The organism is Chryseobacterium sp. FG46, assembly GCF_057809135.1.
Genome location: NZ_JBMDJJ010000002.1, coordinates 92617 through 113211 on the forward strand (window position 1 = coordinate 92617; position 20595 = coordinate 113211).

Below are 20595 nucleotides of genomic sequence, written 5' to 3' on the forward strand. Positions count from 1 at the left end.
ATATTATTTTAAAAGTGAAACAAAGAAAAAATACTAATTGCTTCCAACATATAGTTATTTACCCTATAATCAAGAACACCAGTCCATTTTGAAACTTCGAAATAGGCTTTGATTTCATTAATGGAATTCCCAAAATCACTTAAATTTCCCAATTTAAAATCAATTGAATGAGTTTGTTCGTGAATAAAAGTTTTTGCAAGGTAATAAACCGATTCTTGAAGTAAAGAAGGAGCCAAAATTACCTTACCGTTAGTTGGATTGGTAACACCTTCTGCATAATGATTTTTGCCTTCAGCATCTGTATATTTTAACAATTCAGATATCTTATCTATTGTGTAGGTAAGATAATTTTTAGACCATTCAGCTAAAGTTTCTTCTGTAGCAAACTCTGCCCATTGTGCACTTCCTTTCCAATATAAATCTTTAAAAATTTGTTTTAATAGAACTAAGTCGTTTGTAGTAGCGTTCTTTTTTTGTGCATTATAACTAATACCATTATCATTTAAATATTTCTCTAGTTTATTCCTGTACTCTATTTCCTCTGTAGCGAAATGCCCCAAATGGTTCAATCCAGAAGTAATAATTCCCTGTCTGAAACCGTCCCAGAAGTTCCCTCCTGCAATGGTAGAGGAGATACCGCCGGATAAGCCTCCCATGGCAAGCATTGTTGCCTTCATATAATCTCTTCCAAAGGTATTATAAACAGTTCTGGTATCGGTACTTGCACCAAAATTTATACCTAAACTCTGTATTCCGCTTGCCATAAGGGAAGAGATCGCCCCGCTCAACGCTCCTGCTTCAAATTTCCCGCCATCTATAGCAGACATGGCTCCACTCGTCAGGGCATGCGCCCCTGCTTCAAAGATAGCTTTTCCTATGGTAAGAACCTGGCCAAACAAGGAGGTAGCTGCTGCTCCTATCCCAAAACTTATCGCTCCGGAAACGGCTCCCATTACTGCTGCTTTTCCCATACCGTACCATACCGGGATGCCGCTTATCATATTCATGATGGCTTTGGTCGTGATAGCCACTGCCACCCCAATAATTACAGCTGCAGTAAGCGATATAAATTCATTACCATCTATATCTACATACAGCAAAGGATTATTGTATACATATCCGAACCGGTTATAGCTCTGGGTATTAAAAGGATCCTGTACCAGATTATCCGGACTTAAGAATCTCCTTAGAACAGGATCATAGAGTCGGGCATTCATATTGATAAGCCCCGCTTTCCAGAGATGCTCATGCCCTGTATACCCTCGGTCCAGGAATAATGTATAATTGCTGATGGCTGCAGGATCAGTAATCATCTGGCCTGCAGCATTTACAATACCTTTCAGATTACCCCATGCATCAAAGAAACGTTTTTCCACTACTGAACCATCCGTTTTAGAGATGGCCACAATACTTCCTACATTATCACGGTGCAGGTAATAATTAGCATTCTCAGCAAGTGTTCCTCCATTCAGCACTTCTTTTTTGATATAGTTGGCGGTGTAAGGATCTCCGGTAACGTAGGTGATAAGCTGAGTCTTTCCATTAGCTTCTTTGGTAATCTCTACCGCAAAATCAGATGAATAGAACTTTTGCCGCCCTGTAACAGAGGACTTCATAGCATACCTTGTTTTGAGGATGTTGTAGTCAAAACTCAGATCTTCTTTGCCTGCCAGAGTAATCTGGAGCGGGCTTTTAAAGGCATTATATTTTATGGCAGCAAAACCCCTTTGTGCATTTACATTCTGCCCGTTGGTATTGAAGTCAATTCCCTGAAGCCTGTAATCTGTTTCATTATAATTGTATTTACCAAGCTCTGTATTGGAAGTTATTCTTCCCCTCTTATCATAAGTGTACTGGTTGGTTATGACACCGTTTACAGCTTCTGTCAGCAATCTGTTAAGCTGGTCATAGGTGAAATCCTCTTTTTTGCCAAAAATATTGTTTTTCCTTAAGATCAGAATTCCTCTGTCTGAATTATGGAAATAATCTATGTCCACTGCCATATTTCCATTATTGGTATTCTGATGCCTGATATTAAACAAAGAATAATCAAGATCATAGTATTGGTTCACCAGGGTATAGCCGTTTCCATATTCGGTCTGTTTTACCTGACCTCTCGCATTTATGTCAGACAAATGCCATATCATAGCGCCTGTACTATTGTCATTCTGCTGGATCAGAATTCCATTGGTATCATATACATTTTTAACAGCAGAGCCTGAAGTATAGTTCGGGTTTACTAAGGTAGTAGACATACTTACAATATCGGCTCTTCCCAATGCATCAAAGGTCGTGGATGATGTATAAGTAAAGTCGGGAGTCTGCTCTTTCTTACCCTTTATCCTGAAATATTGATCATAATAAGTAGTGTAGGTAAATGTTTTTCCGTTGCTTAGTCCTGTAATGGTTTCAGGAAGCTTGGTCTGCCCATTATAGGTATAGGTTTTCTCTATTGTTGTATTTTCAGCAGGAGTATTCCCATAGGTTTTTTCCGTAAGAGGTCTTCCCAGATCATCATAGCTGTACAAAGTATATCCTTTGGGGGTCGTTTCTTTGGTAAGTCTGCTTAAAGCGTCATATTGATAGGTGAAAGTTCCGGCAGAGGGATCTGTCATTTTCGTTTTATTACCCCAGCCATCAATTTCAAAGGTTGTTTTTATTCCTTCATAGTTTGTTTCCTTAATGGCTCCGTTAGGATAATAGTAATAGTTGATAACACCGCCCTGATCCTGCTGTCTTATGGTATGTCCCATAGCATCAAGGGTTTTGGAGGTCTTCTTAGTGACCAGATCATCTACGGTTACTTTCAGTCCTTCATAGCAGGTCATTATTTCGTGTCCTTTGTAGTCTTTATTCTTTACCGGGCGGCTCAGCTCGTCATATTCTATGGAATTCCACCTTACAGGTTCTCCTTCATAGAAAGGTTCTGAAAACCTGACTTTTCTGCCGAAAATATCATATTGAGTCTTTACAGCAGTCCATTTTCCATTAACAGACTGTGTTTTAGACTGAACCTCCCTGTCAAATTTATCAAAAGTAACAACAGTCTCTGTTCCTCCTTCTCTTTTCTTATGAAGATTATATACACCGCCTGTGGAAGCATCGGCTGCAGATTTGGATATCGTTGTTTTCTTCCCAAGAAAATCAGTAATTTCTTTAATATTTCCCCATGAATCATATGCATAAGATGTGGTAAGTCCCAATGGAGATACTTCAGAGGATGTACGTCCCAGCGCATCAATGACAGCAGTGGAGTACAGCCCGTCCGGAGTAATGGTTTTATTTACATACCTGCCTGTGGCTTCATATTCATACGTAATGGTTTGTGACGCTACCCCGGCAGCAGATAAAGTCTGGGTTTTCAGATTCCCGATGTTATCGTAAGTATATGCTGTAACAACAGGTGCTGCTCCGGATTGGTTACCATATTTTCTTACCTGCGAAACACTTCCATCAGGAAAATGGTCAGATTCATCCCTGGTGGTAAAGGACAGTCCGTCTTTAGAAACTATATTTTCTACAGAAGCTATTTTGCCATAGAAATAATGTTCTCCACTTGAAAATTCAGGTTTGTAAATATAATTGGATATGGAAGACCCGGCTCCGCTGAAATCTGTGTAGGCTGTCTTAAGTTTCAGGTCATCTGCTTCATCATAAACATATTTTTTTCTAATGGTTACCTTTTTCAGATAGTCTATTGAAATTTCATCTGTGGCAAGGATGAGGTACTGGTGGTTACCTTTATCGAATTTTTTATTAACTGTCAGATTTTCTGTAAAGAACTTATTAATACCTCCATAAGTAGTAGACATTACCATATTATCCATCTCCGGATATCTGGTTGTGATATTCCAGAAAACAGCATTTACAGGATTTTTATTGATGTATTTTCCATTTTTGATTTCAGATTCATATGCATCGCTGGCATATGTTTTCTGAAATCCCATAAAACCTTTCCCCTCCAGATGCTGTATACCGTTTTCATATCGGTATTCTTTAGTCAGAATTTTTCCATCAAAGGTAGTATGGATTTTTCCTACCAGATAAAGAGCAGGATTCGCTTTGTGAACATAATAAGGATATCTTTGCTCACCCTGTGGTTTATAAAGATAAGTAACCTCACTATGATCCTGTGAGAAATATTTATCTTTAGGAACCATGTTTCTGTATTCCACTTTTTGTAAGACATCCGTACCATTATTAACCTCCTGAATTTGCTTTTCCAGGAAATTGCTGTTATCAATAACAATATCACTGGAAATTCCTACTAAAGGATCATAGATATAAACGCCGGATTGAGAAGTGTTGAGATTGTCAAAGTTCCTGGTTGAAAGGATTAGGGAAAGGGGAGATATCTTATTATTCTCAATAGAAAATGTAGATAACTGCTGGAAAGTTCCTCCGTTCAGGGTTTTATTTTCATAGAAATTAACCCGGTTGGCTATTACAGAATTAAATTGCTGATAGACAAAAGGAGCAGTCATCATGGTTAAGTTACTACTCAGGTTATCCACTGGAACACCTGCAAGGGATCCATTGGCATTGTACTTAGCTTTTCCTATTTTATTAAAGGTGACAATATCTGAGCGTCCGTCATTATTGAAATCAGTAATAATAATATTGTGTGTGGAATATCTCGTATAGGAATACTCATCAGGCTTCCCATTCCAGAACTTCTGCCAGAAGGTAGACCTTTTGATATAATTGCTCTGTGAAGGTTTCAGGTAAGCTATTTTCTGTTGGGTATAATTTTCCTGATTTTTTGTAAAAGAAACTCCATTTCCGACATATTTCCACCAAAGAAGTGTTTCACTCTGCATTCTGTAATAGGTATCAGCCAATTTCAGTCCGGAATTATCATTTTCAGGAATTTCATATACTACCTGCGGAGTGATGAAATCAGTAAGTCCGTCACCATTGAAATCTCCCAGAAAAAGAGGGGTTTTACTTTCAAAATTAGCAAGGGCAGCATCTGATACCAATGCATTTATGGTATTGCTGCTGAAATTGATCTTGTATACTGAATATTTTGCGCTATACTTATCTACAACAAGCAATTCAGGAATACCATCACCATCAAATTCAATAGGATAAATATCTTTGCCGTGAAGATATAAGGTTTCATTCAGGATGACAGGAACCGCTTGTACAGAAGTACCGGAATTTTGTTTTCCGATTTCTACCCAGTATAAACGGTTTCCTCTTGTAAAGTCCTTCGGTTCTATAATTAAGAAGTCTACCAATCCGTCATTATTGAAGTCCCCCTGTACATATTCTCTTCTGGTTTCATCCCGGGTATAGGATGTTTCATAGGTTCCGTCACGGTAATTATCATAAGGATCCGGTGGTATATAAGTCTGAACTTCTGCCAGGCCTCCCTTTACCGGTACAATTACTTTCCTTTGCTCTCCTGTAATCAGATTTTTAACTTCAAAACTGATTTCATCTTTCAACAGCTGGTTCGAGGAAATAGTTGGATTGCTTTCATCTGCTGTCCCAACAGATGTTTCATTAACCACAATAAGCTGGTCTTTCTCAGTAATCTTATTATTAAAATCCAGTACTTTGCCAGAAAATAATAAAGTCCCGGAATTATTAGCAGAAATACCGGAAACATGGGTAGAATAATCACCTGCGCCGACCTTGATATCATAACCGCTGGTAAGCCTTTCCTGGTAGATTGGCTGTATCTTGTTATCACTACTTAAAAAATCACCCAGAGTTACACTTCCCAGCCCTGTAGTATTGCTTCCTAATGTAGATTGTGGAATTCCATCGGTCATTTTTACTGTGCCCTGGGAAGAGTTATTATAATTGAAATTAAGCGGTTTTAGGCTTTCTCCATTCTCATTGTTGACAATAACGGTTCTTAAACGTTCCACAGTATTTCCTTCAACAAAATCATGAGAAAGACTGTATTTTCTATATAGCTGAGTATATAGAGAACCTGTATTTATTTCTGATAAAACTTTAGAAGTGATATAAGCTATTCCTTTTCTGAAAACCTGTATATTCTTTTGCCTTGCTTTGTAGATGAAATTAACATAGAATTTATCATTAGCAGGACTTGTCCCTCCATATGAAATTTTTGTAACAACAGGGACATTATTCTCCACCAGGTAGGCGTAATGTATTTCATTATTGGAAGAGTCTGTAAAGGATGATATATAAAACTGACCTGTTACCAATTCCTTATATCGGGCAATCTTTCCATCAGGATACCAGATAATAAACTGATATTCTCCCGATGCAGGTTTGCTTATTTTAATCTTCGAAAATTTTTCTGTAACAAAAGTAGTTTCACTGATTTTGATCAGTCTTTGGCCATCTAAATAATAAGGATCTGTATTATCAAACTGGCTGCCTATCGTAATTCCATCTATTTCTTTACTTTTACCACCACGGGTAATAGTAGAAAGCCCTACAATATTCCATCCCCAACCAGCCTGTCCGTTTCCTGCCTGGCTATTATAAGTAAGTGATATATTAGGTTGAAAATTATTAAGCCCTTTTACAGGCTCAATGGGAAGTGTATAAGTAAGCGCTCCTGATTCACTGACACTCATTTCTGCTTTCACTGATGGATCCAATACATTGGATATAATTGTTTTTTGTGTAGCAGCAAGGTTTTCCCGGTAACCTGCAGTATTGTACTGTAACGGAATTTCTTTAACTTGCTGGGCAGGGAATAATGCCAGCAGGGCAAAGGAAATAAGTAGGGAAGATATTTTTAGTCTCATCTGTGAAATTACCATTTTAGAATGTTTTTAGATACTACCTGCCCGGAGGTTAAAATGAAATTAGCGATAAATGTTCCCGGAAGTTGACTCTGCATACTGAATGAAGTAGTATTGGTGCCGGGGGTATAATTATAGATCTGATATCCTGTAGAATTAAAGACCTGAAGGCTTTGAATTTTACCCAAAGCAGCTCCAGACCAGGAAATAGTCACATTGTAACCACTGGTGGAGGTAACAGGGTTGGGATATATGGTGATATTGTTTTTTATGTTTTCCATTTCATCGGCAGAAAAAACTGATGATCCTGAAACAGAAGTAGTACTGCCACTACAGTTCAAACCGGAAATCATATTCCCTGCACTATCATATGAAAAACAATTGTTTCCATTTCCACTATATGAACCTGGAGGAGACTGGGATATCTTTTCGATAATGATAGGGCATATTTTATCAACTAAAAAGGTTACATTATCTGACCAGTCCAGAAAGGAATAATAAGTCTGCTGTTCATCTTTTACTATAGCATCATAACTTTCCATATCAGGAACATATGTAGCATCCAAAGGATTGGGGGTATCCATTGTCATTAACGGATTAGGATGATACTGTATGGACTTTACAGTATAATAAGCAGCGGGGATTGTCCATATATTGGGTATGAAATTTATAGCGGGTTCAGTTCCAAACTCCCATACCATGGTACTTTTGTCAAAAAATGTATAGCCATTAAGAGAATATCCCAGTGTAACACGATCTTTTTTATTTCTTAAAAGAATCTGGTCCTGGTAGATAATCTGACTTTCTTTTCCTGCTGTAGTAGTAAAAAGTTCCGGAAATATAGTTGTATTATAAGGGAGTGTGGTATAAGCTACAATAAGAAACTGTCCTCTTTTAATGATCATTTCAGGAAACCAGAATATTCCCTGAAGATCTTTTAAATACCAATTTTTGAGATTAATATCCTTATCACTGTAATTATAGATCTCAATAAATTCTCCCTTATGGTGCTTGGGAGCATCAGTATACTCAGTAACTCCATTGACTATACTTTTAGTGTGAAGAATTTCGTTAAATGGGGTATTGTTATAAATCTCTGTAATCAACAGCTGGCAATAAAAAAGGGTTCCGCCACATATAAACAGAAGGAAAGAAATAATAGATTTCGTTTTCATAGATGTGTTTTTTATTTAATTCCGGACCTAAACCTTTTTGATCCGTTCTCCTATCTATTAAGAATTTTTTTACAGATTACTAATCAATCTTTGGAGATTCTGGGTATGGGTAATTTTGGTGAAATTTCTGTTCTGATTTATTAAAGCCAGAGCCTGTATGAGATTATCAGAAGATTCAATATAAGATTGGGGATTAGTAACAATACTCAAAATTTTTTTTTTGCCTTCATTATCTCCACTTTTTGCATAATAGTTTGCTGCCAGCATATTCATACGATCTATGGTGTGTGTATTGGAAATCCCATACATATTCTTACATTGGTTCAGTATTTTGACTTTGGCTCCATTAAGTTGACTATTCATTATGTCAAGTTTGATTTTCCGGGTCGTAAACTCAAACTTTTTATCAGGAGAATCTGCGTGGCTTTCTAAAAAGGATAATAATGAAGGTACTGAAGTAGGTAAAGGAGTATGCTGATGCTGGGCTTTTTTTGTATAAGCATCGAATAAAGCCAATGCTGACCAAAAATTGTTTTTTAAAACATGATTTTGAGTTTCTATAGTTATTAATGTATCATATTTTTTTTGCAGTTTTGATAAATCCCGGATATATTTTAAAAATAACGGATCATTTTTATCTACCGTATTATAATAGGAAATTGCTTTATTTAAAGCTTCTGCATTATTTTTCTCTTTGCGGAGTTTTCTTAAAGAAATCGCATAAAGTTCCCGGATGTGCCGAATACGATCCTTAGAATAAGGTTTAGCAAGTAGTGTGTTAAGTTTCGCTTCTACTTGGGTGGTGCTCAGAATATCAAACCTGTGCTTAAAACTCTTTTGATGCTCCTTGCGATAGGATTTCAAAGCAGTATTCTGTTTAGGATTTTGAGTATCGGCATTCCATTCGAGAAGCCTAGAAATTTTAATATATTGTTTCTTCAGATTTTTGTTTCCAGGATCATCCTGAACGAGAGCCTCATATTTTTGTTGGATATCAGACAGCAATCTTCCATTGAAGTTAATAAGCTTTTTTATCTTTTTATTTCCAACAGAAGCTGTAAGATACTCTTTATATAGCCGCTGCTCAAGTTCTGTGTTATTGGGATTAGCAGAAAGTGCTGATTTTAGCATAACAATGACCTCCCATCCTTTCTTTTGTGACAAAAGTATTTTTCTCATACCATCATAAGCCCTTATCTCATTCGGAAATTGAATTATGATTTTTTCATAGATCTGCTTTGCCTGATTATATTGTTTTTGCTTTCTGAGATCTGCTGCTGATTTTAATAAGGCATTAACATCCGTGGGAGGGAACTTTATTCTTTCTTTTGAGAATAAAAAACTAGGAATTAGGAGAGAAGCAAACCCTAAAGAACTTAGGGATAAAAATTTTTTTCTGGTTATCATTGAAAGTGTTTTTTAAAAGAAGGAGAAGAGAGGATTACAAGCCTCCATTTTGGCACCACGAGAGTTATAAATTCAAATGTTTGACTTCTCCTTGATTGCAAATATAATATTATTTTACAATAGAATTCTATTTATTTTTAAAAAAAACATATGATTGTTTGATAATATATCTGATTTATGTATTTTTTATTACTTGTTCTATATTTATTGTTAATTTTTACTATGAATTTTATTATTAAAAGTGAAAAATAAATAAATGTTTCCCAGTGCTAATTTTTAGATTTTCCTGTTTTTTAACTTTTTCGTTATCCAATACCACAGTTCTCAGGATATAATCCTTTCACCTGATATTTCGCTTCCCACTCTTCAAGCAAATATAAAATCGGCAGCAAAGCCAATCCTTTTTCTGTAAGAGAATATTCTACTCTTGGAGGAAGTTCTTTAAACTCTTCACGGATAACCAATCCATCGGTTTCCATTTCCCTCAGCTGATCAGTCAGAACCTTTCTGGAAATGACATTAATGCGTACGGCCAGTTCCCCGAAACGTAATTTCCTGTCTTTGATAACAAGAACAATAATAGGCTTCCATTTGCTTCCTAAAGCTGCCATTGCCTTACCCAGAGGGCAGCTGTATTGCATTAATTCATTCTTTTTCATAGAGAGATGTTTATTTTAAATATCATACAGAACCGAAGTTTCATACGTTACTTTGATGTTACTAATGTAGGTTACTGCGAAGTTACCACTATTTTTTTAGTAAAAGATACAAAAGTGAACTATTATTAGTTACTTTGTGTAACAATTATAAAATATAAATTTAAATATGAGCACATCATCATTATTTAAACCGTTTCAATACAAGAATTTACATCTTAAAAATAGAATTGTAATGGCTCCAATGACCAGAGCACAGTCTGATAATGGAGTTCCAACCCAAAACATCGCAGATTATTATGGAAGAAGAGCTGCCTCAGAAGTAGGACTGATTCTTTCTGAAGGAACTGTGATCAACAGACCGGGATCAAAAAACTTGCAGAACATTCCTGATTTCTATGGTACAGAAGCTTTAAATGGCTGGAAAAACGTCATCGATACTGTACATCAGAATGGAGGTAAAATGGGTCCTCAGATCTGGCACGTAGGAGATACAAGAATGTCCGAAGACTATCCGTTGGTTCCAATGGAAAAGGCTTCCACAATGACGATTGAGGATATTCAGGATACGATTGCACAGTTTGCAGCATCAGCAAAATCAGCAAAAGAGCTTGGTTTCGACTGTCTTGAAATTCATGGCGCTCACGGATACCTTATCGACCAGTTTTTCTGGGAAGTTAGCAATACAAGAACTGACGAATACGGTGGTAAAACATTAAAAGAAAGAAGCAGATTTGCTGTTGAAGTCGTAAAAGCAATCAGAGCAGCAGTAGGAGAGGACTTTACCATTATCATCCGTCTTTCTCAGTGGAAGCAGCAGGATTATAAAACCAGACTGGCATTTACTTCAGGCGAGATGGAAGACTGGTTATTACCATTAAAAGAAGCTGGAGTAGACATTTTCCACTGTTCACAGCGTCGTTTCTGGGAGCCGGAATTTGAAGGCTCTGATTTAAACTTTGCAGGATGGGCAAAAAAAATTACAGGGCAGCCAACCATTACAGTAGGTTCTGTAGGCTTAAACGGAGATTTCCTTAATGCTTTTGCAGGGCAGGGAACAGAAAAAAGTGATCTTACGGAGCTGATCAGAAGACTTGACAATGAAGAATTTGATCTGGTTGCAGTAGGAAGAGCTATTCTTCAGGACCATCAGTGGGTACAGAAGATCAAAGATGGTAATACAGAAGCTCTTCTTGACTTTTCAGCAGAGAGTATGGGCGTTTTATTTTAATATCATAATGAATTGTGAATTCGTTTCGCATTGGTTTCTTAACAGCATAATTTATTCACTTGCGAAGAGGAATTGACGATTCAACCTGGTATTAAATCAGCATAATTCACTTTATTTTATATTTAATTTTCACCTATTTATTAAAGAACCCGCTCACAGAATTTTCATGAGCGGGTTTTAACAGATTTAAATATCTAAAACTGCCTGTAATTGGCAGAAATGATTTCCTTATAAACCAATATTCTTGGTCGGTTTCAATTGTTTTAAGATGCTTTTTGGGATTGCATTTTTGTGAACAAGGATTGCTGTTGATTTGTATTCAACATAAGGTCTTGTTACATAAAGGTATCCGGCAAAATCATTGGTTACTCCCCATGAGTTTTTTACCATATAATACTCTTTACCCGTTTGATCTTTTGCCAAACCTACGATATGCATACCGTGATCATCCGTTGTAGAAAGGTTATTAAGTGCTTTCTGACGCATGTCTTCAGTGATGGTTTTATCTTTTTTAGGCTCTGTAAACAAAGTCTGTTTGTTCTCTGCAGTGATTTGGTCAAGATCCATGTCCGGAACATAAGCTACACCATTTTTATAAGAGAAATAAGGCTCAGAAACATCAGTTGCCCAACCTACAGAATATCCTTTATTTACAGCGTTGTCTATGATTGCTGTAAGATCTTTCATCGGAACATTCCAGTCAGAATCGTGGCTCCAGTTATCAGGAATCGGAACTACAAATTTCTGAAAATACGGATAATCTTTATAGGAAGATAATTCTACATAATCTTCAGGATTGATTCCTACCACTTCCTTAGCAAATGTTTTCGGAGTGTAGTTTTTCCCTTCATACGTAAAGTTGGCTGGTACTTTTCCTAAATATTCATCAAGAATAGCATCTACAGAATCCATCCAGTTATCTGTCAGTTTTCCTTTTGAGGAAGCCTGCACCAGACTGTCAAGAACCGGCTTCAGTTTCCCTTGCATTTCTTTGAAATTGTTGGTTGTTTGTCCGGATTTTAATCCAGTGTAAACATCCTGAGGAACTGCTCCGTACTTCTTATACATATTGATTACGTCATGAAGTTCTCCTCCGTCACCCCAGCTGATAGCACCATTATTTAAAACATATAATTTTGCTTTGTCGTGGTAAGAGTTTCTTGCCGTAAAGATTTCAGCAAGATCTACAGGTTTTTTGCCCATTCTCTGCATTTCAGATTCAAGGAAAGAGTTTCCTGAGTAGCTCCAGCAAGTTCCTGATGAACCCTGGTTCTTTACAGAAGTTGCACCCACGTCTTTTAATGTTGTGAACTGAAAATTAGCGTTTTGTGATTGGTTGTTTTTTAACTTGTTGATTAAGTCATCTTGGGCAAACATCATACTTCCTGCAGACAAAACAAAAAGTAATGATGCAATTTTGGCATTTTTCATTACTATAAAAAGATTATTTGTATTAATAGTCGTTGATAATAGAGATTTGTTACAGATAGAAAAGTTAAATTTGAAATTAAGAAAAATACAAAAAACTTAATAATATAGGCTCATTTATCCCTTTACTCAAAAAAGTTGATCATGTTTCCAACTCTTATAAAAGTTTCTGCATCTATAATAATATAACTCCTGACTATGGAACAAGAATTATTATTGGAATGCCAGCGTAACAACCGCAACGCCCAGCGGAAAGTTTACGAGAAAATGGCGGGCAGGCTTTATTCAGTCTGCAGACGCTATTTGAAAAATGAAGAAGACATAGAAGAAGTCTTGGCTGATACATTCTACAAGATCTTCACGAAAATTACCCAGCTCCAGAATGCTGATACCTTTGAAGCATGGGCGAGAAAAATAGCGGTGAACGAATGCCTTCAGAAATTAAGATCCCGCAAAGGACTGTTTATTTCCCTGGAAGAAAACTTTATTGATCATTCTGAAGGAACTACAGAAAGCCTTTCTCTGGAAAAAGATATTCTGAGCTTACTGAATTTTCTCCCGGAAGGCTGCAGAGCCATCTTTAATCTTTTTGCTATTGAAGGATATCCTCATAAAGAAATAGCCACCATGCTTTCCATCAGCGAAGGAACATCAAAATCACAGCTCAATTTTGCACGAAAAAAGCTGCAGGAACTTCTCGTGAATCAAAACATTTAAACTTTTACAACAATGGAAAATAATCATATAGATCAACAATTCAATGAAGCTTCCAGGCTTTCAGAAGAACCAACTGTTTTTCCTGGTTTTGATAAAGTATGGGGAAAAATTGAGGAAAAATTAGATAAAAAAGAAGAGAAAAAGAAAATCAGTTCTATCTGGCTGCCCTATGGTATTGCCGCAAGTTTGATGATTGGTTTGGGAGCTTTTTATTTTATGAATAAAAATGAGGTTACAGAACCTTTACAACCTGTAATTGCAGAGAATGCAAGTTCAAGTGGCCCGATTAAAAAAACGGATATTGCAAGAATAGACAGTACTATAAAGGAGAATATCAGAAAAGAAGAGTTGCCTTTATCTGTGCCTGATCCCATAGCATATCAATCTTCAGCAGTTGTGGGAACAGACTCATATAAAACGCATCCGAGCTGTAACATACCGACAGTAAAAGCTCCTGATAAAATAACAGCATCTTTGCCTCAGATATACAGTGATACCTTAAAAACAAAAGAAATTGACGAAGTTATTGTCAATGCGTATGGGATTAAAAAGAGTTATGAGTCCGTTACAGCATCTTCAACAGTTATGATTGCTTCTACAGATAAAATTCCTGTGCATGCTCCGGCTGCCGTTTCTTCATTGCAGGGAACTGTTCAGGGAATTCAAATCAATGGACCAGGAAATCGGGGTAGCCATATCGCTCCTGGATATATTAAAAATAATCAGCTGATGATCAGAGGAGCTGCGTCTGTAAAATCGGAAAATAAAGCATTGTTTGTTATTAATGGAGTCGTAAAATCAGAGGAGGAACTCAGAAAATTAGACCCTAATAAAATTGAAAGCATAAATGTCTTAAAAGGTTACTCTGCTACTGCTATCTATGGAAGTAAAGCAGCAAATGGAGTAATTGTTGTAACCACCAAAGATCTTTCAAGGAGAGAAAGGAAAAAATTGGAAAAACTGCAGGAGGAGATCAGTAAACAGCGGCAGATCACTTCGGTTACTCAAAATAATGAAAGCTATGATGCTTTTGTTGAAAATCCTTTTGAACTGACCCGAAGCCAGCCGTTATCTACTTTCTCTATTGATGTTGATAACGCTTCTTATTCCAATGTAAGAAGGATGATCAATAATGGTCAGGCAGTCGATAAAAATGCTGTAAGAATTGAAGAAATGGTTAATTATTTTAAATATGATTACCCTCAGCCTAAAAATGGAGATCCTTTTTCAATCAATACAGAATATAGCGATTCCCCATGGAATCCTAAACATAAATTACTTAAAATAGGTCTTCAGGGGAAAAATATTCCAATAGACAAACTGCCTGCATCCAACCTTGTATTTCTTATTGACGTTTCAGGCTCAATGAATGAAGAAAATAAATTACCATTATTAAAATCTTCCTTTAAAGTGCTGCTGAATCAGCTCAGACCAAAAGATAAAGTAGGAATTGTAGTCTATGCAGGAAGTGCAGGAATGGTTTTACCTCCTACCTCAGCAGGAGAAAAAGATAAAATTATTGAGGCTTTGGATCGTCTTCAGGCCGGAGGAAGCACAGCCGGAGGAGCAGGAATTGAGCTTGCTTATAAACTGGCGCAGGAAAACTTTGTAAAAGATGGAAATAATCGTGTTATTATTGCAACCGACGGAGACTTCAATGTAGGGATGTCTTCCACCTCAGACCTTAAAACACTGATTGAAGATAAAAGAAAATCAGGAGTTTTCCTTACTTGTTTAGGTTTTGGGATGGGCAATTATAAAGATAATACACTGGAAACCCTTGCCGATAAAGGAAATGGGAATTACGCTTATATTGATAATATGCAGGAAGCGAATAAATTTCTGGGGAAAGAGTTTGCAGGAAGTATGTATGCTATTGCCAAAGATGTAAAAATCCAGATTGAATTTAATCCTGAATATGTAAAATCATATCGCCTGATTGGTTACGAGAATAGGAAGCTAAAAAATGAAGACTTTGCAAATGATAAAATCGATGCCGGAGAATTGGGAAGCGGACACACAGTTACCGCTTTGTATGAGGTGATTCCAGCAGATGTAAAATCGGACTTTGCTCCTAAAGAAAGCACCCTGAAATATACACAAAATACTTCATCGAAAGAATTTGGAGAGGAACTGGCAACGATTAAATTCAGATATAAAAAGCCTGACGGAGATACCAGTCGTGAAATAAGTCAGATTGTTAAAAATACAGAGAACAGAATATCTTCAGCAAGTCCGGATTTTAAATTTGCATCTTCCGTAGCTTGGTTCGGGTTAGTCCTAAGAAACTCAGAACTTATTAACAAAAAAGATCTTTCCGATATTGAAAACCTTGCTAAACAGGGAAAAAGTAAGGATGAAGAAGGCTATCGTTCAGAATTTATAAGGCTGATAGAGAGCTATAAAACAATTCAAAAGTAATTTTTAAGAGAAAAATCTGTTTTATTTAATAATTATTGAGGTTTGAATTTATTTTAATAATTTCCTGTCGAAATTTTTAAAGATGAAAAAAATTGTAATAACCATGCTAGTGCTTGTTGCATTGACAAGCTGTAAAATTCAAAAAAATACTGAAACATCTGGTGAACCAAAGACTTACAGTGTCAGGAAGGATAAAGATCAGGATAGGATTCCTAATCAATTAGATAAATGTCCTGATATTGCCGGTCCGGTAGAAAATGAAGGTTGTCCGTGGGTAGAGTCGGATGGAGATGGTGTTATTGATAAAGATGACGCATGTCCTACAGTGGCAGGACCTCCTGAAAATAATGGATGTCCATGGCCGGACACAGATGGAGATGGTGTTTTGGATAAAGATGATGCCTGTCCTACGGTTCCAGGATTGCCTGAATATAATGGCTGTCCAAAACCAAAATCAGTTACTGCAATGGAAGTAGAAAGTTCCATAAAATTCCATGAATCAGGAAGAGTGTATGACCATCAGGTAGGTGACAAAAAAAATGGTGAAAAGGCTACAAAAAAAGCTGATCAGGATATTGATTATAACAATGAAGAATATGCAGCGTTAGTTGAAAATGCATTTGAATTAACCCGTAATCAACCTGTTTCTACCTTCTCTATTGATGTAGACAATGCTTCCTATTCCAATGTCAGAAGAATGATCAGTTACGGAGGTAAGGTTGATAAAAACTCAGTGAGAGTAGAAGAGATGATCAATTATTTTAAATATGATTATCCCCAGCCTGAAACTGGTCATCCTTTCTCGATTAATACTGAATATGGTAATTCTCCATGGAATCCTAAACATAAATTGCTCAAAATAGGACTTCAGGGGAAAAATATTCCGATGGATCGTCTGCCTGCTTCCAATATTGTTTTTCTTATTGATGTTTCAGGTTCAATGAGTGAGGAAAATAAACTGCCATTGCTGAAGTCTTCTCTTAAAGTTTTACTGAACCAGCTCAGACCTAAGGATAAAGTTGGGATTGTAGTATATGCGGGTAGTGCAGGAATGGTACTACCACCAACGTCAGCAGGTGAAAAAGAAAAAATAATTCAGGCACTAGATAAGCTCGAGGCAGGAGGAAGTACAGCAGGAGGGGCAGGAATTGAACTGGCCTATAAACTAGCGAAGCAAAACTTTATAAAAGGAGGAAATAACAGAGTTGTTCTGGCAACAGATGGTGATTTTAATGTGGGAGCTTCTTCTACCACCGATATCGAAACGCTGATCACACAAAAAAGGAAAACAGGGATTTTCCTTACCTGCCTTGGCTATGGAATGGGAAATTACAAAGACAATACCATGGAAATTCTGGCGGACAAAGGAAATGGAAATTATGCCTATATTGATAATATGCAGGAAGCCAATAAATTCCTGGGAAGAGAATTTGCAGGAAATATTTATACCATTGCCAAAGATGTAAAAGTGCAGATTGAATTTAATCCTAAATATGTAAAATCATACCGACTGATCGGCTATGAAAACAGAAAACTGAGAAATGAAGACTTTGTAAATGATAAGATTGATGCAGGAGAACTAGGAAGCGGACATACAGTAACTGCTTTATATGAAGTTATCCCGGCAAATGTAGATTCTGAATTTATTCCTAAAGAAACAAAATTGAAATACTCTGAAATTTCTAAGAAGAAGAACTTTGGAGATGAAATGGCAACAGTAAAGTTCCGGTACAAAAAACCTGATGGAGACAAAAGCATTGAGATGACTAAAGTGATTAAAAAAGAAGATAAATCTGCAGTAAGTCCGGATTTTAAATTTGCATCTTCCGTAGCCTGGTTCGGGTTAGTACTAAGAAACTCAGAACTGATTACAAAAAAAGATCTTTCTGATATTGAAAACCTTGCTAAACAGGGAAAAAGTAAGGATGAAGAAGGCTATCGTTCAGAATTTATAAGGCTGATAGAGAGCTATAAAACAATTCAAAAATAGTTTATAAAAAAAGAAATTTCCCCGGAAATTTCTTTTTTTATATTTTTAAGCATACTAATAACTGATGAAAAAGAATTATTTGCTGTTGCTGCCATTTACGATTACCCTATTACAGGCACAAAATTCACAACTCTATTACTCTGGAAAATTTTTAACAACTAAAGATAAAGAACAGAACTTTTTAAAGGTTTATAATAAAAACAGCGGTATCTATGAACTGACTGATGAGAAAGGATTTGCTATTATTGCGGCTAAACCTTATGATACCCTAGTGTGGAACCAAGGGAAAAATACCCATATTATTTCTTCTTATGAACTCAGGGAATTAAAAACGATTCTGGAAAATCAGACAGGAAGTAAAAGTGTTGGAAACATTTACAGTAAAGCTTATGACAGTCTTGTTTCAAAGGAGATTAAAGACGATTTCAGTATTGAAAAAACTAAAACCCAACTCAGTAATAGATCGCATTCTTATTTTGATGAAATAAGAAAACTAAAGCAAAAAAATGATACTGTTTATGTTTTAAAAAGGATCAATGAGACAACATTACTGTTTAACGGAAGTTTTACCACATCTTTTGATATTAAAAACAGAAATGCTGTTCCAGGGACTCAAAATAAGTATGTTCAGGGAAGATCAGAAAACGGAAATCTTGTTTGGAAAGGTCCTGAAACGAATGAAATGTTCAGTTTTGGACCAGATCTATTTACCCTTGGATTTAATGGATTACCTTATGAGTACGACCAGAATGGAAAACTGATTCCGTGGGTTAATGGACTTCACCGTGCGCAAAGATATGATAATAACCTTTTTAAAACCACAGTAGGTTATAATAACCAGCTGAATGTAAATGCTTTTATAAAACAGGGTTACAATGAAAAATTCCGTCTTTCACTGAATCTGGGGCAGCAAAAGAACCAGATGTATTTTATTGATCAGTTTGATATTACCAATACCCTTAAAGCAAAACTGAATGCAGATTTGGGTAGATATTACATTAATCTGGCTTTTAATTACGAAGAAGATAAAGCAACCAATACCAATAGAATAGGCCTGTTCAACAGAGCTTACCAAAACTCATTGTTAACACCGGTTTCTTTTTCAAACGAACAAAATATTTTCCTGAATAATGGCTCACAGAGAAGTTACAGCAATAATGCAGACAATCCTTCATTCCTTTTTGAGCAGGATAGCAAATACCGCTATAAGAATCGGGACAGGCAGTTGAGTCTTAATGTAGCGAAAGACTGGGGCAGTTTTAAACTGAATATCAGTCAGTCCTACGAGAATATTACTAGCTGGAATCAGGATCAATATCAACCTTCTACTTATGGTTATATCAACGGAATATCCAATGAAAGGATTCAAAACAACAGTTCCTATCATTCCAATATACAGGGTTCTTATTCATTGGGAGGCTATGACTTTAGAAATACTTTCAGTCTGAATTTTATTTTAAACGATAAAAAATCTGATGTTTATAACAGCCTGACCCACCAAAAATATTTCTATCAGAGAACTTCACAGGATCATATTTTTAATTACAATATGAACATCCGCGATTATGATTTTGAAGCAGGTTTTAATCTTGGGAATTCATTTTACATCTCCAATACTTCCCTTAAAAATAATTATTGGCTTCCAAAGGCTAACTTTTATCTGAAGTTCAATGAGATCTTCAATTGGTATAACCACAGTTTTAAATTACTGGGAAGTTACACCCAATTAAGCTCCGAGCCGGAAATAACAAGATCCTATGCTCCATATTCTACTACTTTGCTGAACGCAGAAAATTACAATCAATATTTTCCGGTACAGGAAGTAGACAGTTTCAGAGGTTTGTCCAATATCAATACTAGGGAATGGAAAATTGGAGCCAGGCTGAATCTTGGGTATAAAATAAGTATAGAAGGAGAGTATTTTAATAAAAAGAATAAAGATGATATATTTCCTGTTTTTGAAAACAATCAGCTAAGATTAAAGAATGTAGCAGATCATACCTACAGCGGATATGAATTCAATTTTGCTTACGAAAAGTTGCAGCTTGGATATGATCTGTATATCACCAATAAAGTTTCATTCTTTAAATACAAAGATATTGTAGACCGCATGGCTCCGGGATATCAGAACCTTGCCGTTTCGGGATTTAAAGACATTTACAAAACATTGGCAGAAGGTCAGGTTTTGGGTGCTGTCATGGGAAGTTACTTTGAAAGAAATGCAGCCGGACAACTGATCATTGATGAGTTCGGTTTTCCTAAAAAAGCAGACGGTATGAAAATTATTGCAGATCCTACACCGGATTTTGTGATGAAATTCAATCATAGTTTTGCCTATAAAAACTGGTCTTTAGATATCAACTGGGAATGGAAAAAAGGAGGTCATCTTTGGAACGGGACACAGGCTGTTCTCGATTACTACGGTCGTTCTTATGGCTCAGGAGAAGAAAGGAATATCAAAAATTATATTTTCGAAGGCATACAGGCCAATGGAACTGTCAACCAGATTCCTGTGGATTTTTATGATCCCAATCAGAATGTTCTGGAAAACAGATGGTCGAGGTACGGTTATTTAGGAGTAGCTGAAAATTATGTTCAAAAAGCAGATTATGTAAGGATCAATAACATATCCCTATCCTCAGATTTCCCGATTAACAAGAATAAACAGACTCTCAGACTGACTTTTTATGTAAATAATATCATGCTTTGGCAGGCCAATAAAGGCGTGGATCCTAATCAGAATTTCTACGATTTGAGTAATGGAAGAGGACTGGATTTTTTTAATCTTCCCTCCTTTAAAACATTTGGCTGTATTGTTTCACTTAAATTTTAA

The 20595-nt window shown here is 36.3% G+C and carries 10 protein-coding genes; 5 read left to right on the top strand and 5 right to left on the bottom strand.

Annotated elements, in window-relative coordinates; all coding sequences use genetic code 11:
- Positions 1-8: 8 nt before the first annotated feature.
- The 4 genes from ACODR7_RS01975 to ACODR7_RS01990 form a co-directional block, all read right to left on the bottom strand.
- Positions 9-6740, bottom strand: coding sequence for an RHS repeat-associated core domain-containing protein (locus tag ACODR7_RS01975; RefSeq protein ID WP_488836855.1), 6732 nt, complete (start codon positions 6738-6740; stop codon positions 9-11).
- A gap of 8 nt (positions 6741-6748) precedes the next feature.
- Positions 6749-7912, bottom strand: a complete 1164-nt coding sequence (locus ACODR7_RS01980; RefSeq protein ID WP_488836857.1) for a lamin tail domain-containing protein — start codon at positions 7910-7912, stop codon at positions 6749-6751.
- Positions 7913-7981: 69 nt separating this feature from the next.
- A complete protein-coding gene (locus ACODR7_RS01985; RefSeq protein WP_488836858.1) occupies positions 7982-9319 on the bottom strand; it encodes a tetratricopeptide repeat protein in 1338 nt (445 codons plus the stop codon).
- Between the two features lie 305 nt (positions 9320-9624).
- Positions 9625-9978 carry a winged helix-turn-helix transcriptional regulator gene (locus tag ACODR7_RS01990; RefSeq protein ID WP_488836859.1) on the bottom strand — a complete coding sequence of 118 codons (354 nt, stop codon included), beginning with the start codon at positions 9976-9978 and terminating at the stop codon, positions 9625-9627.
- 166 nt (positions 9979-10144) lie between these two features.
- On the opposite strand from ACODR7_RS01990, the gene ACODR7_RS01995 reads away from it, so the two are divergent.
- A complete protein-coding gene (locus ACODR7_RS01995) occupies positions 10145-11206 on the top strand; it encodes an NADH:flavin oxidoreductase (RefSeq protein ID WP_488836861.1) in 1062 nt (353 codons plus the stop codon).
- Between the two features lie 228 nt (positions 11207-11434).
- On the opposite strand, the gene ACODR7_RS02000 is transcribed toward ACODR7_RS01995, so the two are convergent.
- The gene (locus ACODR7_RS02000) at positions 11435-12637 is read right to left on the bottom strand and encodes a C1 family peptidase (protein WP_488836863.1); all 1203 of its coding nucleotides are present in this window, start codon (positions 12635-12637) and stop codon (positions 11435-11437) included.
- A gap of 195 nt (positions 12638-12832) precedes the next feature.
- Here ACODR7_RS02000 and ACODR7_RS02005 point away from each other — a divergent pair, with 195 nt between their 5' ends.
- From ACODR7_RS02005 to ACODR7_RS02020, 4 genes are all read left to right on the top strand, one after another.
- Positions 12833-13351 carry an RNA polymerase sigma factor gene (locus ACODR7_RS02005; protein WP_488836865.1) on the top strand — a complete coding sequence of 173 codons (519 nt, stop codon included), beginning with the start codon at positions 12833-12835 and terminating at the stop codon, positions 13349-13351.
- A 12-nt stretch (positions 13352-13363) separates the two neighbouring features.
- On the top strand, positions 13364-15772 hold the full coding sequence (locus tag ACODR7_RS02010) for a vWA domain-containing protein (protein WP_488836866.1): 2409 nt from the start codon (positions 13364-13366) through the stop codon (positions 15770-15772).
- A gap of 82 nt (positions 15773-15854) precedes the next feature.
- The gene (locus ACODR7_RS02015) at positions 15855-17762 is read left to right on the top strand and encodes a vWA domain-containing protein (protein WP_488836868.1); all 1908 of its coding nucleotides are present in this window, start codon (positions 15855-15857) and stop codon (positions 17760-17762) included.
- 64 nt (positions 17763-17826) lie between these two features.
- Positions 17827-20595, top strand: coding sequence for a TonB-dependent receptor (locus tag ACODR7_RS02020; protein ID WP_488836869.1), 2769 nt, complete (start codon positions 17827-17829; stop codon positions 20593-20595).

What these genes read in the sequence shown, in the direction of transcription:
- ACODR7_RS01975 (WP_488836855.1), bottom strand. Translation starts at nt 6,740, where the DNA reads ATGAGACTAAAAATATCTTCCCTACTTATTTCCTTTGCCCTGCTGGCA.
- ACODR7_RS01980 (WP_488836857.1), bottom strand. Translation starts at nt 7,912, where the DNA reads ATGAAAACGAAATCTATTATTTCTTTCCTTCTGTTTATATGTGGCGGA.
- ACODR7_RS01985 (WP_488836858.1), bottom strand. Translation starts at nt 9,319, where the DNA reads ATGATAACCAGAAAAAAATTTTTATCCCTAAGTTCTTTAGGGTTTGCT.
- ACODR7_RS01990 (WP_488836859.1), bottom strand. Translation starts at nt 9,978, where the DNA reads ATGAAAAAGAATGAATTAATGCAATACAGCTGCCCTCTGGGTAAGGCA.
- ACODR7_RS01995 (WP_488836861.1), top strand. Translation starts at nt 10,145, where the DNA reads ATGAGCACATCATCATTATTTAAACCGTTTCAATACAAGAATTTACAT.
- ACODR7_RS02000 (WP_488836863.1), bottom strand. Translation starts at nt 12,637, where the DNA reads ATGAAAAATGCCAAAATTGCATCATTACTTTTTGTTTTGTCTGCAGGA.
- ACODR7_RS02005 (WP_488836865.1), top strand. Translation starts at nt 12,833, where the DNA reads ATGGAACAAGAATTATTATTGGAATGCCAGCGTAACAACCGCAACGCC.
- ACODR7_RS02010 (WP_488836866.1), top strand. Translation starts at nt 13,364, where the DNA reads ATGGAAAATAATCATATAGATCAACAATTCAATGAAGCTTCCAGGCTT.
- ACODR7_RS02015 (WP_488836868.1), top strand. Translation starts at nt 15,855, where the DNA reads ATGAAAAAAATTGTAATAACCATGCTAGTGCTTGTTGCATTGACAAGC.
- ACODR7_RS02020 (WP_488836869.1), top strand. Translation starts at nt 17,827, where the DNA reads ATGAAAAAGAATTATTTGCTGTTGCTGCCATTTACGATTACCCTATTA.